15 protein-coding genes are annotated in these 17,534 nt (G+C 74.3%); 12 read left to right on the top strand and 3 right to left on the bottom strand.

The features are described from left to right. Positions 1–96: 96 nt before the first annotated feature. The 4 genes from K8F61_RS11460 to K8F61_RS11445 all read left to right on the top strand — a co-directional run bounded on the left by K8F61_RS11460 (position 97) and on the right by K8F61_RS11445 (position 2,410). Positions 97–840, top strand: a complete 744-nt coding sequence (locus K8F61_RS11460; RefSeq protein ID WP_231819203.1) for a YbaB/EbfC family nucleoid-associated protein — start codon at positions 97–99, stop codon at positions 838–840. Positions 841–913: 73 nt separating this feature from the next. Beyond that, positions 914–1,222, top strand: a complete 309-nt coding sequence (locus K8F61_RS11455; RefSeq protein ID WP_231819202.1) for a hypothetical protein — start codon at positions 914–916, stop codon at positions 1,220–1,222. 34 nt (positions 1,223–1,256) lie between these two features. Continuing rightward, entirely contained in the window at positions 1,257–1,952 is a 696-nt protein-coding gene (locus tag K8F61_RS11450) for a hypothetical protein (protein ID WP_067248981.1), read from the top strand. Beyond that, positions 1,949–2,410, top strand: a complete 462-nt coding sequence (locus K8F61_RS11445) for a hypothetical protein (RefSeq protein WP_231819201.1) — start codon at positions 1,949–1,951, stop codon at positions 2,408–2,410. The genes K8F61_RS11450 and K8F61_RS11445 overlap by 4 nt, the downstream gene beginning before the upstream one ends. Positions 2,411–2,687: 277 nt before the next feature. Here K8F61_RS11445 and K8F61_RS11440 read toward each other — a convergent pair whose 3' ends face one another. The 3 genes from K8F61_RS11440 to eccD are packed head-to-tail and all read right to left on the bottom strand — an operon-like array spanning position 2,688 to position 6,709. Next, complete coding sequence (locus K8F61_RS11440; RefSeq protein ID WP_231819200.1) at positions 2,688–4,067, bottom strand: S8 family serine peptidase; 1,380 nt, start codon at positions 4,065–4,067, stop codon at positions 2,688–2,690. Further along, positions 4,064–5,374, bottom strand: coding sequence for a type VII secretion protein EccB (gene eccB, locus K8F61_RS11435; RefSeq protein ID WP_231819199.1), 1,311 nt, complete (start codon positions 5,372–5,374; stop codon positions 4,064–4,066). Before eccB ends, K8F61_RS11440 begins: the two co-directional genes overlap by 4 nt. A 3-nt stretch (positions 5,375–5,377) precedes the next feature. Next, on the bottom strand, positions 5,378–6,709 hold the full coding sequence (eccD, locus tag K8F61_RS11430; RefSeq protein ID WP_219085341.1) for a type VII secretion integral membrane protein EccD: 1,332 nt from the start codon (positions 6,707–6,709) through the stop codon (positions 5,378–5,380). A 226-nt stretch (positions 6,710–6,935) separates the two neighbouring features. On the opposite strand from eccD, the gene K8F61_RS11425 reads away from it, so the two are divergent. The 8 genes from K8F61_RS11425 (at position 6,936) to eccCa (ending at position 17,477) form a co-directional block, all read left to right on the top strand. Then, positions 6,936–7,253, top strand: a complete 318-nt coding sequence (locus K8F61_RS11425; protein WP_067250562.1) for a WXG100 family type VII secretion target — start codon at positions 6,936–6,938, stop codon at positions 7,251–7,253. Between the two features lie 25 nt (positions 7,254–7,278). Then, the gene (locus K8F61_RS11420) at positions 7,279–7,566 is read left to right on the top strand and encodes a WXG100 family type VII secretion target (protein WP_067250558.1); all 288 of its coding nucleotides are present in this window, start codon (positions 7,279–7,281) and stop codon (positions 7,564–7,566) included. A gap of 135 nt (positions 7,567–7,701) precedes the next feature. Continuing rightward, positions 7,702–8,031 (top strand): hypothetical protein, encoded by a 330-nt coding sequence (locus K8F61_RS11415; RefSeq protein WP_067250554.1) that lies wholly within the window; start codon positions 7,702–7,704, stop codon positions 8,029–8,031. Next, positions 8,028–9,461, top strand: a complete 1,434-nt coding sequence (locus K8F61_RS11410) for a S8 family peptidase (protein WP_231819198.1) — start codon at positions 8,028–8,030, stop codon at positions 9,459–9,461. Before K8F61_RS11415 ends, K8F61_RS11410 begins: the two co-directional genes overlap by 4 nt. Further along, a complete protein-coding gene (locus K8F61_RS19055; protein WP_269456622.1) occupies positions 9,458–10,819 on the top strand; it encodes a WXG100 family type VII secretion target in 1,362 nt (453 codons plus the stop codon). The genes K8F61_RS11410 and K8F61_RS19055 overlap by 4 nt, the downstream gene beginning before the upstream one ends. A 45-nt stretch (positions 10,820–10,864) precedes the next feature. After that, the gene (locus K8F61_RS11395; protein ID WP_231819196.1) at positions 10,865–12,265 is read left to right on the top strand and encodes a hypothetical protein; all 1,401 of its coding nucleotides are present in this window, start codon (positions 10,865–10,867) and stop codon (positions 12,263–12,265) included. 137 nt (positions 12,266–12,402) lie between these two features. Further along, complete coding sequence (locus tag K8F61_RS11390) at positions 12,403–13,512, top strand: RDD family protein (RefSeq protein ID WP_231819195.1); 1,110 nt, start codon at positions 12,403–12,405, stop codon at positions 13,510–13,512. Next, a complete protein-coding gene (eccCa, locus tag K8F61_RS11385; RefSeq protein ID WP_231819194.1) occupies positions 13,509–17,477 on the top strand; it encodes a type VII secretion protein EccCa in 3,969 nt (1,322 codons plus the stop codon). Before K8F61_RS11390 ends, eccCa begins: the two co-directional genes overlap by 4 nt. The last annotated feature ends 57 nt before the right edge of the window (positions 17,478–17,534 follow it).

The following is a 17,534-nucleotide window of genomic DNA, read 5'->3' as shown; positions in this document are numbered from 1 at the left end:
GGCGACGACGCCGCGGATGGGGAATTCGCCCCATCGACGCGGCGTCGGTCCTCGGGAGAGGATCGGCCAGAGGCAGCGAGAAGGGGAGCGGCGCACGTGACCGACGACATCGACAGGCTGTACGACCTCCGGGACGAGATCGATCTCGGCAGGCAGCGGTTCGCACAGGGAACGCCTCCGGAGGACGAGGGCGAGGCCAGCGATCCGTCCGGTGCGATCCGTGTCGTCGCCCGGCGCTCGGAGAACCACATCCGCGTCCACCTCGGCGACCGCTGGGAGGACGCGCACGAGCCGGAGGCTCTCGGCGCCGCCATCGTGGCGACCTATGCGCAGATCGCGTACGCGGCGCTCGGCGCCTGGGGCGAGAGCGTGGCCGAGGCGCCGGAGCCCACGCGCGCGACCCCGCTCCCGCCGCTCGGATCCTCGGTCGCCTCCCGGGTGGAGGACGCGTTCGCCGCCGGGGCGGAGCGTCCTGACATCCACGCCGTCATGCACAACGTCACCGAGATCCTGCAGCAGCTCAGCGCCGGCTTCGCCGAGGCCGCCGAGGCCGTGGGGCACCGGGCGACGGCCGAGTACGACGGATCCACCTACGGGGGGCACGTGACCGCCACCGTCAATGGAGCCGGGCACCTCGTCCGGCTCGTCCTGAGCCCGCAGTGGCTCGGGCGGACCAGGGCGAGCGGCATCGCGACGGAGATCAACGCCGCGATCGACGCGGCGGTCGAGCAGATCCCGCCGGCGACGGCGGCGGGCGCGCTCGAGGGCACGCCGCTGGCGGAGTTCGCCGCGCTCGCGGAGGATCCGGACGCACTCGTGAAGAGACTGCTCGGACGGTAGCAGGACCACGGCGGCACCCGCAGGCACGAAGCACGAAGCACGAGATCGGCAGCAGGGAGAGGGAGGACAGGACATGGGACTGGTCGAGTTCAACGCCTTGACGGAGGACGCGTCGAAATGGGACGGGGCTGCGCAACAGCTCGGCGCGATCGAGACGGCGCTCAACGGCATCGACGTGTACCGCGGGGCGTTCTCGTTCGCCGCGATGGACGTCTTCGACGAGTACGTGCAGGTCCGTGATCACGTGCTGCGCCTCCTTCGTGAGGGCGCCGGCGAGACGGCGGGCGCCGCCACCGCGCTGCGCCGCATCCGCACGGACCTGGAGGCCGACGAGAACGCCGCGATCAACGAGTTCGGCGGCATGTGGGCGCCGGTGCAGTAGCGCCCGACCGTCATCAGGAGAGAGGAACAAGGACATGGATCCCGCAGCCGAGGCGAGAAGACTGCTCGAACAGCTCCAGCGACAGTTCGAAGAGCTGCGTCGCGTCATCAACGACACCCTGTCGCACGTGCCCGGCGTCTTCCAGTGGGTCGTGGACCGCGTGATCGAGGGCTGGAACTGGCTCGTCGAGCGCGTCCAGGAGTTCTGGGACTGGTTCGTCGACAAGCTCTCCTACGTCGGCAACCCCTTCATGCTGAGCGGGGCGGCCAACGGATGGAAGGAGAGCGTCGGGGGCCCGGCGACCGAGGCCAGCCGCAACGTCGACCGCGGCATGCTCGCCGCCGACGACCGCTGGCAGGAGTTCGGGGCCGAGCAGTACCGCCAGCGCGTCCCGCTCCAGCAGGCCGCGATGAAGTCCCTCGACACCGATTACGCGCAGAAGATCGCGTCGATGATGGACGACCTGCAGGTCGCGATCGTCGCGTTCTGGGCGGGCGTCGTGGCGGCGATCATCTCCGTCATCGTCGGCTTCACCACCGCGACCGGGGAGGCCGTCACGGTCGTCGGGATCCCGCTGGCTCCGCCGACGGCGCTCGGTGCGATCGCCATCGCGCTGGGGGCGCTCGGCGCTGCGCTGGCCGTCATGTACAGCAAGGCCGCCTCGGCGCGGAGCACGCTGAAGGGGACCTCGTCCGGAATCCAGACCTGGCCGAAGTTCGCGTCGGCATGACCGCTGCCGGAGGCGCTCGCGACCCCGCCGACGATCCGGCCGGGGTCGCGAGCGGCGCGCGGCGGCGCGCGGCGGGCGGATTCGTCGTCGGCGTGCTCGTCCTGGGCGTCGCCGCCGTCGCGTTCGCCGGGTGGCCCGGAGGCATCGCCATCCGCGCGACCGCGCTCGTGAGCGCGGTCATCGGCGTGCTCACGCTGATCGTGGCGGGGCTCGCGCGGACCATCGGCCGCCGGTATCCGGACGTCGCGTCGATCAGCGGCCCCAACCTCCTCGCCGGCCTCCTGGGCGGAGCGGTCGCCGGCGTGGGCGCGGTGCTCTGCCTCCTCGACGGCACCCGGCTGACGCTCGGGCTCGTGCTCGCCGCCCTGATGCTCGTCCTGGGGATCCAGCTCGCGGTGTACGTCCGCGCCAACCACCGCGACGTCCGTCGTGCACGCAACGCGGGTCCTCGCGCCTGAGCCCACCGGGCCCACGGAGGTCGATGCCCGGACGCCGTTGCGGCGGACGATGCCTGTTCCTGCGGACGTGTGAGGTGGCCACCCTCCGCGCGAGTGTGCGTTGTCCGCAGGAGCGCGCGTTGTCCGCATGAGGGTGCGTTGTCCCCGGGAGGGCGTGGTCTCCGCCGGAATGCACGATGTCCGCGTCGGTGGAGGCTGCGGGGGCGGAGAACACGTGCTCGTGCGGACGATCGATTGCTCATCCTCCGGGGGAGGGTGTGGAATCCGCGGGAGGGCGTCAGAACGGGGACACGGGAGGGCGCTCGAGCAGGCCGCCCGTGTAGCCGGCGCGCTCCGGCCCGGCGCCGTCCGGCCCGGCGGCGGGATGTCCGGCGGCGTCCGGCCCGGTGGCGGGGCGGGAGGTGTTCGGGCGACGGCGGAGCAGCAGGAGCGCGGCCAGGACGGCGAGCAGCGCCGCCGTGGCGACGCCGACGAGGAGCGCGGCCTCCCGGGTGAGAGCGAAGGGCGTCGCCGTGGGGGCGGATCCGATCTCCGCCGGCTCCGGGCGGACCGCGCTGTCGCCGGTGTCGAAGAACGGGCTCGCCGGCCCCCGCGTGCTGGCGTCGGGGAGGAGATCGATCGCGGCGAGCGGACGGATGAATCCCCACCCGTCGCGATCGTCGCGCCGGTCGGGATCCGTGCGCACCGCGGTGGCGGCGAGGCGGTACGCCCACGCCGAGGGCGGCTCGGACGGATGCGCCTGTGCCACGAGGGCCGCCGCGGCGCTCGCGTAGCCGGTCGCGAAGCTGGCGGAGGGCGCGTCGTCGCTGAACTGGCAGTCCCCCGCGCCGGTCGCGGTGCTCAGCACGTGGGACCCGGGGGCCGAGACGTCCACCTGCGGGCCGTGCACCGAATCGTCGGTGGCGCGGCCGTTCGCGGCGGCGGCGGTGACCCCGAGCGCCTGCGGGTAACCCGCGGGGTAGCGCACATCGTCGGGGGCGTCCGGCGTCGCAGCGCGGTTCCCGGCGCTGGCGACGACCAGCGCGCCGACGGCGTCCGCATACTCCACGGCGGCGCGGAGCTCCGGGGCGTCCTGCTGCATGCTCATGGACACGTTGATCACCCGTGCGCCGTTGTCCGCGGCCCAGCGGATGCCGGCCGCGATGCGCTCGGGCGTGGGGCCGAACCCCTTGTCCCGGTCCTCCTCGCTGTCGCTGCGGAACACGCGCACCGACAGCAGCACGGCGTCGGGGGCCAGACCCACCACGCCGGAACCGGCGATCCGCCGGGCGGCGATCTCGCCCGCGATCGCGGTGCCGTGCCCGTGCGGGTCGCTCAGACCGTCGGGGCGCTCGCCGTCGCCGACGAGGTTCACGCCGCCGGCGACCGCGTCCGCGAGATGCGGATTGGCCACGTCGATCCCGGAGTCCACGACGGCGACGGTCACGCCACGGCCGGTCGCCCGCTCCGCCACCCGCTCGGCCTCCAGCGCGAGGAGCGCGGGCGGCGTCTGCGGGGTGAGCACGACCTCGCCGGGCCGGCAGGCGTCGCCCGCGGCCGTCACGGGGGCCGCCGACCGCACCGGCGACGCGGCCGATGCCGAGGCGGGAACGGATCCGACGACGATCGCTCCGGCGGCGAGGAGCGCGGCGACGAACGTGCCGGGCGAGCGTCTCATCCGTCGCTCGCGGGCGTGCGTCCTGCGGCGTCGATGGCGAGGGCCGGGCCGCCCGCGAAGTACGCCAGCCACGACTCCGGGACCGGGCCGGCCTGGTCGGTCGTGTACCCGAGACGGTCGACGGCCTCCGCGCCGTCCGGGATCGCGTAGGCGGTCCCCGACTCGTCGACCAGCACATGCGCCGCCGCCTCGCCGTCGCCCACCCGGACCAGGGCTCCCGAGCCGATCGCCACCGCCGGCCGGGCCCGATCCGCCGGCAGTTCGGCGCCGGTCGCGGCGAGCACGGTGCGGCCCTCGTCGTCCAGGAGGGCGCAGGCGGCCAGCGGCTCCGCGAGCGCGGTCAGCGGCTCCGCGGGCCAGTCGTCTCCGCCGGCGGGCGAGCCCGTGGGCAGTGCCGCCAGCTCCGCCGGGGTCACCTCGCGCTCGGGACCCGCCGTCGCCCCGCTCCCGAGCAGGTACAGCTGGAACGCGAGCGGCGTGAGGGGCGCGGCCTCGCCCCGGCTGGTGATGACGTAGCGCTCGTCCGCCGGCCGTCCCTGCACGTGCACGATCTCGCCCGCGACGAGGTCGCTGTCCGGGATGCGCGTCCCCACGTCCCGCAGGACGATGGGGGAGAGGTTCCTGCCGGGAGGGAAGAGATTCAGCCAGCGGCCGTCCACGCGCGTGATCCCGGCGGTGCCGAGCCCTGCGGCGCGCAGGACGGCGTCCGCCTCGTCGGCGGGAACGGCGTACCGCAGTCCGCCGGCGATGACGAACAGGTCGCCGTCGCGGCGGACGACGACGCCGGCGCCCGGCTGCGCGGTCGCGATGGGCGAGGCGGCGACGGACACCGCGGCGCCGGCGTCCTGGTCCACGCACGCGGTCCACCCGGTGTTGTGCAGAGAGCCGGGCGCGGGAAGGTCGTCCGGGGCGCCGAGGATGCCGATCGGGGCCCCGACCTCGATGCCCTCCAGCGTGCCCTTGTCCGTGCTGACCACCGAGAACTCTTTCGCCGGGATGAGCAGGCGCGCGCTGGCGGTGTTGATCACCGGATGCAGCACGCCCTCGACGGAGACGTAGCGCGCGCCGGTGTCGGTGGCGATGATCAGGCGGTTGTTCTCCCATCCCTGCGGGAGCCCCGGGCGGAGCATCCCGAAGAACAGGCCGCCCAGCAGGAGCATCGCGGTCAGGGCGATGCCGGCAGCGACGGCCCGCAGCGGCTTGGCCGGCTCGAGCTCCTTGCCTCCGGGCGCCCCTCCGGTGAACGCCGACAGCAGGCGGCGGCGGCTGAAGCCCTGCGCCTCGATGAGCTCCTTCTTCGTCGCCATCGGCTACAGCAGTCCCGCCGTCACGACGCCGAGCGGCAGCACGAGCGCCATCGCGAGGATCTCGACCGTGTCGGCGAGGCGGGCCAGCCGCAGCCGCGCGCGCGGGCTCAGCAGGGTGAGGCCGACGAGCACCACGGTGGCGGCGATGAGCACGACCAGCAGGCCCAGGCGGAGCCCGGGCTGCGTGAGCGCGACGGTGAGCCCGGCGGCGGCGAGCCCGAGCGCGCCGAGGATCATCAGCGCGAGCACCCCGAGCCGCGCGTGCATCTGACGGGACTGGAACATCATCCCGACGAACGCGAGCAGGCACAGCAGCGCACCAGCCAAGCCCTCGGCGGCCACCAGCGGCGTGGCCGCGAGCGCGGCGAGTCCGAGCGCGGCGCGCAGGGAGATGAGGGTGCGCGTCCCGGCCGCGGCGCGCCGCTTGACGTCCTCGCCGTCGATCGGCTCGGGGACGCTGAAGACGTCCGCGTCGCTCTGCGGCGAGATGACCCGGATGCGGGTGGAGCCGAGGGCGAGCCACGGGATCCCGTTGGCCAGCGTGGCGCTCACGGCGAGCATCAGCGCATAGGGGGCGATGACGCTGCCGAACAGCGCGGCGGACGCCGCGGTGATCCCGATGACGGTGCCCAGCACGATCGGGATGAGATGGATCTCGGGTCTGTCCTTCGCGAGAGCGAGGCTCACTCCGCCCACGACGAGCAGACCCAGCCCGGCGGCTGCCAGCGGCCAGCCCCAGAGGGTCGTCGCGGGGGCGGCGAGATAGCCGGCCAGCCCGCCGTACGCGGCGGCGGCGAGCCCGAGGGCATGGCCCGCCTCCGGCTGGTCGAGGCGCAGGAGCACCGTGGCGACGACGAGGAGCACGACCGCTCCGGCGCCGGCGACGATCGCCGGCACGAGCCCGGCGCCGCTGGCCACGAGCAGCAGGCCGCACAGCGCCAGGAACGTGAGGCTGATCGCCAGCGCGGTGCGGGCGCTGTCCTTGGGCGTCCAGCTCCCGTGCTGCGCGGCGGTCGCGTCGATCACGGCCTCGACGACGTCGTCGTACACCCGAGGCTCGGAGACGAGGCCGCCGCGCACGAGGGTGAGCAGCTCGCCGTCGTGCACGCCCTGCGCGGAGGCGCCGAGAGCGGGGTTCAGCGGCGTCCCGTCGGCGCGGTGCAGGGCGTAGCCGCCGTGCGCGAGGGAGGGGTCGAGGACGCCGAGGCTCCGCGCGAAGCCCGGGATGATCTCGACGAGCGGCACCTGCGCGGGCACGCCCGCGTCGAGGCGCCGGTCGTCGCTGACGATCGACAGCCTCAGCACGGCACCCGCAGCGCTGCTGCCCTGGTCCATTGGATCCGGTTCCCCCACGCGGTCGTTGTGCCCCGGCGGAAACCGCGCCGGGGACAGCGACAACTCTATAAGGAGCACGCCCGGAGGCCGGAGGGGATCCATGGGGAGTTCTCCCCATGGATTCCGTCCGTGGCAGCGCCTACTGTCTTCCGTGGGGACATCACCGGGCGCTTCGGACACCTGGCCTCGAGTCCTCTTTCCGCACCCAACCGGAGGAGAGTGAGTAATGGCTGAGGTCATCTCTGCAGAGGAAGGCGCGCTCAGGAAGGGCGCACAGGCCGTCAACACCGCCAAGGCGGGCATCGACCAGCAGGTCAAGAAGGTCCGGGGCGAGATCGAGCAGGTCCGTGGCTACTGGACCGGCGGCGCCTCGGACTCGTTCCAGGGCCTGATGAACCAGTGGGACCAGAAGACCCGCCAGCTCAACGAGGTGCTGGTGACGCTCGAGGAGGCCCTGGCGGGCACCGAGCGCGACCAGGCCGCGACCGAAGAGCAGCACCGTGCCACCATCTCGGGCCTCGGCTCGATGATGTCGGGCGCCTGAGCGAAAGACAACGAGGGAGATCACGATGCAGTCGATGTCGGTGCGTCCGGAGCAGGTCACTGCTCTGGCGAATCAGATCCGCGGCGGTGCGAACGGCATCCGCTCGCAGCTGGACACCCTGGAGAGCGAGGTCGGCAAGCTCCGTGCCGCCTGGAACGGTGAGGCGCAGACCGCCTATGACCGGGCGCAGCGGGAGTGGAACGCCAAGCTCACCGAGCTGCAGCAGCTGCTGGAGCAGATCGCGACGAAGACCCAGGGCATGAGCGAGGAGTACGTCTCCCGCGACCGCTCGTCGGCGGGTCGCTTCGCGTAGGGTGACGACGTCCACGGGTGCGGCTCTTCGGGATCCGCACCCGTGGCGTGTCCGGTGCACGCCCCGGCCAGAGCGAGGCCCCGGGGCGTGCAGCGGACACGAGTCGACGGACATGAGTGAGAGGCGGACACGGACATGACGATCAGCATCCTCGTCGAGGGCGTCACCGGCGCCCTGACCAAGATCCTCCAGGCGATGGAGGAGTTCCCCGCCGCGGTCGAGGTGGCGATCTCCGAGGGCGGGACGAGCACGGTCACCAAGCCGTTCCGCGACGAGGTCCGGTACGCCGCACAGGAGATGAGCGATGTCACCGCGAAGATCATCACGGTCGTGAACGAGACCCAGGACGAGATCCGTGCCGCCGTGAAGAGGCTCATGGAGACCGATGCCGAGTTCGCCGACGAGGGGCGCCGCCTGCTGGCGCTGCTGGAGTCCGCCGAACAGGGCGGGGGGAGCCGTCCGTGACCTCCGCGCGTGCGCGTCGCACGGCCGCGGGTCTGGCGGCGGTCGCCGCCGTGCTCGCGGTCGGGGTCGTCGCGCCCGCGCACGCCGCGGACCAGCCGGTCCCCGGCGGGTGGTACATCGACCAGGGGGGCGTGCCCGAGGCCCACGCCGCGGGCTTTCGCGGTCAGGGCGTGACGATCGCGGTCATCGACTCGCAGATCAACCCCGACGTGCCCGCCCTGCGCGGCGCGGACCTGCGGGTGACCGAGCCGGCGTTCTGCCGCGGCGCCGGCGGTGCTGAGATCCCGGCCGTGTCCACCGACGGCCAGGTCGCCGATCACGGCACGCAGGTCGTGTCGACCATCCTCGGCACCGGCGCCGCAGGGGAGGGACAGTGGCCGGTGCGGGGGGTCGCACCGGAGGCGACGGTCCTGTACTACGCCGGGATGACCGGGAGGACCGCGGATGCGGACGCCGCGAGCCTGGAGTGCCTCGACGACCAGGGGACGAACATCCGTCTGGACGGGGCCGGGCACGCGTTCGAGGCGGCGCTGGACGCCGGAGCCGACATCGTCTCGATCTCGCTCAGCGGCCCGATCTCCGGCGTCCTCCAGGACGCGATCGCGCGCGCACACGCCGAGGGGGTCGTCGTGCTGGCGGCGATGCCGAACGACACGGGCGCGGTGACCTTCCCCGCGGGCCGCAACGGCGTCGTCACGGTCCAGGCGCTCGACGAGGCCGGGCAGATCATGGCCGGGGACAAGGGCATCGAGGGTGCGCCGCTCACCCCGAACACGAGCGAGTCGGTCGTCGTCGCCGCGCCGGGCATCGGGATCCTGGTGCCGGACGCCGGCGAGGGCTGGACGGCACAGGCGCTGGTGGACGGCACGTCCCTGGCGACGCCGATCGTCGCCGGCTCCCTGGCGGTGCTCAAGAGCAGGTTCCCCGAGGCGAGCGGCAACCAGCTGATCCAGACGATGCTGGGCACCACCGGCGGATCCCGGCACGAGCCGGCATGGCGGGACGACGTCGGCTACGGGCCGATCTCGCTCACGGGCATGCTGGCGGACGACCCGCTGTCCTATCCGGACGTCAACCCGCTCTTCGACAATCCGCAGTTCGAGCTCGCCATGGCGTACGGGCCGACGGCGGACGAGGTCGCGGCGGCGGGCGCAGAAGCACCCGCCACAGCACCGGAGACGGCCTCGACGACCGCGCCGGCCGAGACGGCGGCGCCGGCGCCGTGGGGGATGTGGGCGGTCGCGGGCGGCGCGCTCGTGGTCGTGGGCGGCGCGTTCGCGCTGGTCCTGGGGCTCGGCGCGTCGCGGCGCCGCCGGGCCGCGGCCGCCACGACGCCGCCGACGCCGACGGCCGCGACGGCGGCGGACGAGAACAGCCACGGTGTGCCGGGGGGCTACGCCGGAGCAGGACACGACGGAGGGAAGCGATGAGCGAGGCAGAGGACGAACTGAACCGGATCCGCGCGATCGAGGACTGGCGCATCCCCAAGGCGGGCGCGTTGCGGCTGTCGTTGCAGTCGCTGGACGCCGTGCTGAAGACGCTCACCGAGGCGGAGGGCGCCTGGGAGGGCGAGTCGGGGGCGGCAGTACGGGCACGGGTGACCCAGCTGCGGGCGAAGTTCACGGAGGTCGACGGACTCGTGTCGACGATCGCCTCGTCCATCGAGGCGGCGAACACCGCGCGCCGGACGGCGGTGTCGGCGGAGCTCCCGAGCGCGGAGGTCGACCCGTTCTGGGCGAACGCGGTGAAGGGGGCGTCGGTCGTGGTGCACCCCATCCTCGGCCCGCTGGCCGCGGACAAGGCGCTCGACCTCATCGGCGACTTCCTCGGCGGTCAGCGCGAGGAGCAGGCGCGTGCGGCGGTGAAGAGCGTCGAGACCGCGATCGAGGAGCCGCGGCGCAAGGTCGTCGAGGCCCGGGCCCGGCTCGCGCAGATCGACTTCAGCTCGAGCGGGGGGAAGACCCCGCCCCCGCCGCCCCCTGGCGGCACCACCGAGAACGAGGGCGGCACCGGCGGCGTCCCCGTCGGACCGACCGGCGGCCCCGGTGGGACCGGCGGCCCCGGAGGGACCGGCGGTCCCGGGGTCCCGCCGCCCTCGGTCCCGGACTACCCGGACGGCCCCCGGGATCCGGATGTCCCCGACTTCCCGGACGAGCCGGACGGCCCGAGCGACCCGGATCACCCGGATGACCCGGACGGGCCGCAGGATCCTGACTACCCGGATTACCCGGACGAGCCGGACGGCCCCCGGGATCCGGACTACCCGGACTATCCGGACGGTCCCGACGTCCCCGACGATCCTTCGGTCGACGACCCGAACCCGACCGGACGCGTCCCCGGCGGTCCCGAGGGGCCGGGCGGTCTGCGACCCGGAGGCACGGGACCCGGAGGATCCGTGCCGGGCGGTCACGCCCCCGGCGGGGGCGGCGGCATCGGCGGCGGCGCGCTGCCCGGGGCGATCGGCGGTGGCGGTGCGGGAGCGCTCGCGCTCGGCGCCGGCGCGAAGCTCGGTGGCGTGGGCGGTGTCGGCGGCCTGGCCGGTGCGAAGACCGGCGGGCTGCTCGGCCTCGGCGGAACCGGATCGAACGGCGCTGCCGGTACGGGATCCGGAGCCGGAGCGGGCGCCCGCGGCGGGATGATCATGGGAGCCGGCGGGACGGGATCGGACGAGAAGAAGCGTCCGCGCGCCGGGCTGGGGGGCCCGATCGCGCCGCGCATCGAGGACGACGAGGAGCCGCTGCCGCGGTCGAAGGGCTCCCGTGCGGGCTCACGCGACGACCGGGAGTGAGCCGTGCCCGCCGGTCGGCGCGCACCGGACGAGTAGGGTACTGCTGTGTCCGGGGGAGTGATCGAGCGGCGGCGCATCGCGCTGGCGGGCGGGCGGGGACGCGCCGACCTCGCGCTGCCCGTCGACGAGAGCCTGGCGCAGGCCCTGCGGGTCAGCGGTCTCGCCGGATCGGCCCGTCCCACGGTGCTCGGTCCGGACGGGTACGAGATCGATGCGGACACCCTCGGCGAGGATCTCGTCGAGGGCGGGCTGTACACCCTGGTCGACCCCGACGCGGTCGCGGGCGATGCGGACGTCGCACGGGGACGGGCCGACGAAGGGCGCGCGGACCATGGCGCCCGCTGGGTGCTGCTGGCGGTCGCGGCGGTGCTGCTCGTGGCCGCCGGCGCAGCGAGCGCGATCGACCCCCTGCTGCGCCTGATCGCCGGTCTGGTGGCCGCGGCGGGCGCCTTCGTGTCCGCGGTGGCCTGGACCGGCCGCACTGCGGACACGGACACCGACGCTCTGGCGCTGCGGGGCGTGGTCGCCCCGGCGGCGTTGTCCTTCGCCGCGGGAGCACTGCTGATCCCGGCGTCGCTCGAGGCAGCGGCGCACCTGTCGGTCGCCTCCGGCTTCCTCGCCGCCGCCGTCGGGACGGCGCTCGTCGCCCTGCTCACCGGGACGCGCGCGATCCGCGCGGCCGCGGGGACCGTGGCGATCCTGCTGGTCGTGTTCGGCGCGGTGTGGGGGATCGCGCTGCTGCTGCGCTGGGCCCCGCCCGACGCGGCCGCGATCTGCCTGGGCCTCGTGCCCCTGCTGCTGCGCGCGCTCCCCAGCGCCCTGGTGAACCTCCCCGACGGGGCGTTCATCGACTATCGGCACTTCATGAGCAACCGCTGGACCGTGCGCGGCGCGATCCCCGAGTCCCCGACGACGGTGGATGCCCTGGGCGTACGCGAGGTGGTGGCCGACTCCTGGGCGCGGCTGGGGTCGGGCACGGTCGTGCTCAGCCTCGTCGCCCTGGCGCTGGCTCCCGTCGTCCTGCTGCGGCCCTGGGGTTCGGACCCGTTCGTCGTCGGCGGCGGCATCGCGCTGCTGGTCTGCCTGGTGCTGTCCCTCCTGCTCGTGCCGCGGCACACCGGCTCGCGCCTGCTGCGCTGGGCGCCGCGGGCGTCGGCGGTCGGCGTGCTCGTCCTCGCGGCGGCGGCCGTCGCCGCCGGGACAGGACCCTGGTCGGGGGCCGGCGCCGTTCCCCCGCCGACGCTGCTGCTGATCGTCGCGAGCGGCCTGTTCCTCCTCGCCCTCCTCGCCGTCCTCGTGATCCGGCCGGTGTCCCGCGGCGCTCGCTCGCTCGCCTGGTCCCGGGTGGGCGATGCGTTCGAGGCGATCGCCGTCGCGCTGGCCCTGCCCGCCGCCCTGCTGCACGCGGATGTACTCACTCTCCTGCGTGGAATGATGGCAGCGTGAGCGGAATCGGAACGCCCCCGGGGGGCCGCGCCCGGGGAGCCGGGATCCCCGAACCCGTCTCCGTGATCATCCCCGACGCTCCGCCTGCCTCGTCGCCCGGTGCTGCGCGGTCCCGCCGGCGCCGCGGAACGGCGCCTGTGCCCCGCCCCCGCCCCACCGCGAGCGAGAGCGCCCTCGGACCCGCGTTCGCCGGCGTCCCCGCGGCGACCGGTGCCCGGCTGGCGGCCTTCACGATCGACGTCGTGCTCGTCGCCCTGCTCGCCGGCGGCGTGCTCTGGGCGACGCGCAGCCCGACCCTCGCCGTCGTGGTCGCCCTGCAGGTCGCCGTCGGGCTCGCGGTCGCCCTCGCCCGCACCGGCGCCACCCCGGGCAACCTGCTGCTGCGCCTGCGCGCCGCACGCAGTGACGGGCCCTTCTCCCCGGGGGCAGGGCGCGCGTTCGTCCGCGCGCTCATCACCGGGGCGGGCTTCGTCGTCGGCGTCGGGTCCTGGATCGTCGTCGCCTCCAGCGCCTGGGATCCGCTCGGGCGACGCCGCTCCTGGGCGGACCGCGCCGCAGACACCGTGGTCGTCGCGGCGCCCCGTCGCGGCGGCGCCTCCGCCCCGGCCGCCGTGGGCGGCGGGGCGACGCTGGCCCCGCCGCAGCTCATCAGCATGTCGGCTCGCCCGGCGGTGGACGAGGAGGAGGACGACGAGCCCGCGCCGCTGCGCGCCGCGCCGTCCGGCGTCCCGGCCGCTCCGGCTCCCGTCGTGTCCTCGCCCGCCATGTCCTCGCCGGCTGTGTCCGCGCCCGTCGCGGCGACGCCCGCCGCATCCCCGGATCCGGCGCGGGGCGCCCTGCTCCTCGTGTTCGACACCGGGCAGCGGGTGCGCATCGACCTTCCCGCCGCCGTCACGCTCGGACGCCGACCGGCGCCGACGGAGCCCGGCGACGTGCTCGTCGTGATCGACGACCCGGACAGCACGGTCTCCAAGAGCCACCTCCGCCTGGAGCACTCGCGCGGTCGCACCTGGGTGACCGACCTCGGCTCGACCAACGGATCCGACATCCTCGCCGATCAGGGCGGCCGGACCGAGCTCCCCGCGGGCACGCGCCTCGTGCTCGACGACGGCGACCGGGTGCGCGTGGGCGACCGGGTCTTCACGATCAACCTGCTGATGCCCGAGGCGGAGGGCGCGGCGGACCAGCCGCTGCGCGGCGCACGACGCGGTCGCGCCGCCGACCGGGAGAGGGGCGCACAGCCATGACCGGACCACGGCTCGCGCCGCCGCGCGTCCCCTCGGGGCGGCTCACCGTCCAGGCGCCGCCCGAGCTGCAGCCCAGCGAGGGCGGCTCGAACATGCTCGCCTCGATGCTGCCGATGCTCGGCAGCGTCGGCGCCGTCGTGATGGTCAGCATGTCCAACGCCGGGCCCACCGGGTTCCTCATCGGCGGCATGGTGCTCGTCTCGTCCCTGGGCTTCGTCGTGGTCAACGGTTGGCGGCAGCGGGCGCAGCGACAGGCGGCGACGCTCGCCGCGCGGCGGGAGTATCTGGCCTATCTCACCGAGCTCCGCACCTCGATCCGGGTGGCGGCCCACCAGCAGCGCCGGGGCGCGAACTGGCAGCTTCCCGCACCCTCGGCCCTGCCGTACATCGCCGAGGAGCGCACCCGCGTGGGCGAGCGCGCCCCGACCGATCCCGACTTCCTCTCGGTGCGCGTGGGGATCAGCGATCAGCCGCTGTGCATCACGCTGGAGGCGCCGGAGCTGCCCCCGCTCGCGCAGCTCGATCCGGTCGCCGCCTCCGCCGCGCACCGGTTCATGCTGACGCACGAGACTCAGAAGCAGCTGCCGCTCGGCGTCACGCTCGGCGACTACGCGCGCGTCGAGATCACCGGCGACGAGGAGGAGGCGCGGGGCCTCGCGCGGGCGATGCTCCTGCACGCCGCCACCCTCCACGACCCCGAGAACCTGCAGATCGTCATCGCCGCCGAGCCGGGGGTCCTGCCGCAGTGGGAGTGGGCGAAGTGGCTGCCGCAGACGCACTCGCGCACGGTCCGCGACGCCCTGGGCGCGGCGCGGATGATCGGGTCGGACCTGGCGGAGCTGGAGGCGATGCTCTCCCCGGAGGTCCGTGAGCGCTCCCGCTTCACGCGCAGCGCCGGCGCCCCGGCCCTGCCGCACGTCATCGTCCTCACGGACGGCGTGCCGGCGACCGGCGCGCTGCTGAGCCCGGACGGCGTCACCGGGGTGACCGTCATCGATCTGCCCCACAGCTGGGACGAGCTGGACGACGACAACACGCTGCGCGTCGCGCTCGCCGCCGGCGCCGGCGGCGCCGCCGAGCTCGTCAGCAGGCAGGTGCCCGCGCGGGAGTTCGTGCCGGATGCGATCAGCATCGTGGAGGCCGAGGCGACAGCGCGCCGGCTCATCTCCGTGCAGCAGGCCGCCTCGGACTCCCCGGCGGAGGCGTCGGCGACCCCGCGGGGACAGGCGGAGCTGGTCGACCTGCTCGGTCTCCCCGACGTCCGGGACATCGACTTCGACGCCGCGTGGGCGGGCCGCCTGGAGCGCGACCGCCTGCGCGTCCCGATCGGCCAGGCCGACGACGGCACGCCGCTGATCCTCGACATCAAGGAGTCCGCCCAGCAGGGCATGGGGCCGCACGGCCTCATCATCGGCGCCACGGGATCCGGCAAGTCCGAGGTCCTGCGGACTCTCGTGCTGGCACTGGCGCTGACCCACTCGCCGGAGCAGCTGAACTTCGTGCTCGTCGACTTCAAGGGCGGGGCGACCTTCGCGGGCATGGCGGGCATGCCGCACGTGTCGGCGATCATCACCAACCTCGGCGAGGAGATCTCGCTGGTCGATCGCATGCAGGACGCCCTGCAGGGCGAGATGGTCCGCCGCCAGGAGCTCCTGCGCGCCACCGGTCCCTTCGCGAACGTGGCCGACTACGAGAAGGCGCGCCGTGCGGGGCGCACGGATCTCGCGCCGCTGCCGGCGCTGCTCATCGTCGCGGACGAGTTCTCGGAGCTCCTGGCCGCGAAGCCGGAGTTCGTGGAGACGTTCGTGAACATCGGACGCCTGGGCCGGTCGTTGCAGGTGCACCTGCTCCTGAGCTCGCAGCGTCTGGAGGAGGGCAAGCTCCGCGGTCTCGACTCGCACCTGTCGTACCGGATCGGCCTGCGCACGTTCTCCGCCTCCGAGTCCCGTGCCGTCCTCGGCGTCCCCGACGCCTATCACCTGCCGCCCCAGCCCGGCGTGGGATTCCTCAAGTCCGACACCGAGTCGATGACCCGGTTCCGCGCGGCCTACGTCTCCGGCCCGCCGCCACGGCGCCGCCGCGCGACTCCGGGAAGCCGCCGCGGGGCGCAGGCCGCCGCCGTCGAGCTGTTCACCGCCGCGCCCGTGCGCGTCCCGCAGACCCCCGCCCCGCAGCCGGAGGAGCCGGCACCCGCCGCCGAGCCCGAGAGCCAGCGCAGCACGTTCGAGCTCGCCGTGGAGCGGATGAGCGGCCGCGGCCCGGCCGCGCACCAGGTGTGGCTCCCCCCGCTGGAGACGCCCACCACCCTGGACGCGCTGTTCGGCGACCTCGTCGAGGACCCGCAGCTCGGGCTCGTCTCGCCGCGCTGGCGCGCCGTCGGCGGGCTCACCGTGCCGCTCGGCATCGTCGACGTGCCGCTCGAGCAGCGCCGCGAGAACCTCGTCGTCTCCCTGGGCGGCGCGGCCGGGCACATGGCGATCGTCGGGGCGCCGTTGAGCGGCAAGAGCACCCTGGCGCGCACCACCGTCGCCGCCCTCGCGCTGACCCACACGCCGCGGGAGGTGCAGTTCTTCGTCATCGACTTCGGCGGCGGCAGCTTCGCCGGCATGCAGCGTTTCGCGCATCTGAGCGGCCTGGCGACGCGGTCCGAGCCCGATGTGGTGCGCCGGACGGTGTCGGAGATCACCGGCCTGCTCAACCGGCGCGAGGTGTACTTCCGGCAGAACGGCATCGACTCGATCGACACCTACCGCCAGCGGCGGGCGCAGGGCCTCGTCGACGACGGCTACGGCGACATCTTCCTCGTCGTGGACGGGTGGGGGACCCTGCGCTCCGAGTTCGAGCTGCTGGAGCCGCAGATCCAGGCCATCGCCGCCCGCGGCCTCACCTACGGCGTGCACGTGATCCTCACCGCCGCCCGGTGGATGGAGGTGCGCGCCAACATCAAGGACCTGATCGGCACCCGCATCGAGCTCCGGCTGGGGGACCCGAGCGACTCCGAGGTCGACCGCAAGGCGGCGGCGAACGTCACCAGCCTCCCCGGACGGGGACTCGACGCCCGCGGGCTCCAGATGCTCACCGCGATCCCCCGCGTCGACGGGGTCGAGGACGCCTCGACCCTGGCCGACGGCATCGCGCAGCTCGTCGAGCGGGTCGGCGCGGCATGGCCGGGCGCGGCGGGACCCAAGCTGCGACTGCTTCCGGAGCGCATCACCCATGCCGAGCTGCGGGCTCTCGCCGCGGAGCGCGGCGGAGGCGTGGAGCCGCGGGAGATGCTCCTGGGCATCGACGAGGCCGATCTCGCCCCGGTCTCGATCGACCCGATCGCCGAGCCCCTGCTGTACCTGTACGGCGACGCGGACTCCGGGAAGTCGTCGATGCTGCGCGGCGTCGTCCACGAGATCATGCGGCTGTACGGGCCGAAGGAGGCGAAGATCTTCGTCGTCGACTACCGGCGCGCGCTGCTCGGCGAGATCCCCGAGGACTACCTGGGGGCCTATCTCACCTCGCACGAGCTCGCCGAGGGCGGCATGGGCGAGCTGGCGGCGTTCTTCCGCAGCCGCATGCCCGGGCCGGACGTCACGCCCGAGCAGCTGCGCAGCCGGTCGTGGTGGACGGGGGCGGAGGGGTTCGTGCTCGTGGACGACTACGACCTCGTCGCCACGTCGCAGGGCAACCCGATCGCGGTCCTCGCGCCGCTGCTGGCGCAGGCGGGGGACCTCGGCCTGCACGTCATCCTCACCCGGCGCACGGGCGGGGCGAGCCGCGCGGCGTACGATCCGATCATCCAGCGGATGACCGATCTCGGCGCCACCGGCATCCTCCTCAGCGGGAATCCCGAGGAGGGCCAGCTCATCGGCAAGGTGAAGCCGGTGCCGGCGATCCCGGGCCGCGCGCAGATCGTCAGCCGGGACCGCGGCGTGATCGCCGCGCAGATGCTCTGGGTGCCTCCGCAGTACGGCTGAGCAGGCTCCCGCGCGGGCGCCGTCGCCCGATGAGGGATGCCGATGGGGAGAGCTCCC

Origin of the sequence: Microbacterium resistens (assembly GCF_021172025.1) — a bacterium.
Taxonomy (GTDB): Bacteria; Actinomycetota; Actinomycetes; order Actinomycetales; family Microbacteriaceae; genus Microbacterium; species Microbacterium resistens.
This window is presented reverse-complemented; position numbering and strand designations above follow the sequence as displayed.

Excerpts from the sequence above, each read along its gene's own strand:
- K8F61_RS11455 (WP_231819202.1), top strand. The coding sequence starts at position 914 with ATGGGACTGGTCGAGTTCAACGCCTTGACGGAGGACGCGTCGAAATGG.
- K8F61_RS11450 (WP_067248981.1), top strand. The coding sequence starts at position 1,257 with ATGGATCCCGCAGCCGAGGCGAGAAGACTGCTCGAACAGCTCCAGCGA.
- K8F61_RS11445 (WP_231819201.1), top strand. The coding sequence starts at position 1,949 with ATGACCGCTGCCGGAGGCGCTCGCGACCCCGCCGACGATCCGGCCGGG.
- K8F61_RS11440 (WP_231819200.1), bottom strand. The coding sequence starts at position 4,067 with ATGAGACGCTCGCCCGGCACGTTCGTCGCCGCGCTCCTCGCCGCCGGA.
- eccB (WP_231819199.1), bottom strand. The coding sequence starts at position 5,374 with ATGGCGACGAAGAAGGAGCTCATCGAGGCGCAGGGCTTCAGCCGCCGC.
- eccD (WP_219085341.1), bottom strand. The coding sequence starts at position 6,709 with ATGGACCAGGGCAGCAGCGCTGCGGGTGCCGTGCTGAGGCTGTCGATC.
- K8F61_RS11425 (WP_067250562.1), top strand. The coding sequence starts at position 6,936 with ATGGCTGAGGTCATCTCTGCAGAGGAAGGCGCGCTCAGGAAGGGCGCA.
- K8F61_RS11420 (WP_067250558.1), top strand. The coding sequence starts at position 7,279 with ATGCAGTCGATGTCGGTGCGTCCGGAGCAGGTCACTGCTCTGGCGAAT.
- K8F61_RS11415 (WP_067250554.1), top strand. The coding sequence starts at position 7,702 with ATGACGATCAGCATCCTCGTCGAGGGCGTCACCGGCGCCCTGACCAAG.
- K8F61_RS19055 (WP_269456622.1), top strand. The coding sequence starts at position 9,458 with ATGAGCGAGGCAGAGGACGAACTGAACCGGATCCGCGCGATCGAGGAC.
- eccCa (WP_231819194.1), top strand. The coding sequence starts at position 13,509 with ATGACCGGACCACGGCTCGCGCCGCCGCGCGTCCCCTCGGGGCGGCTC.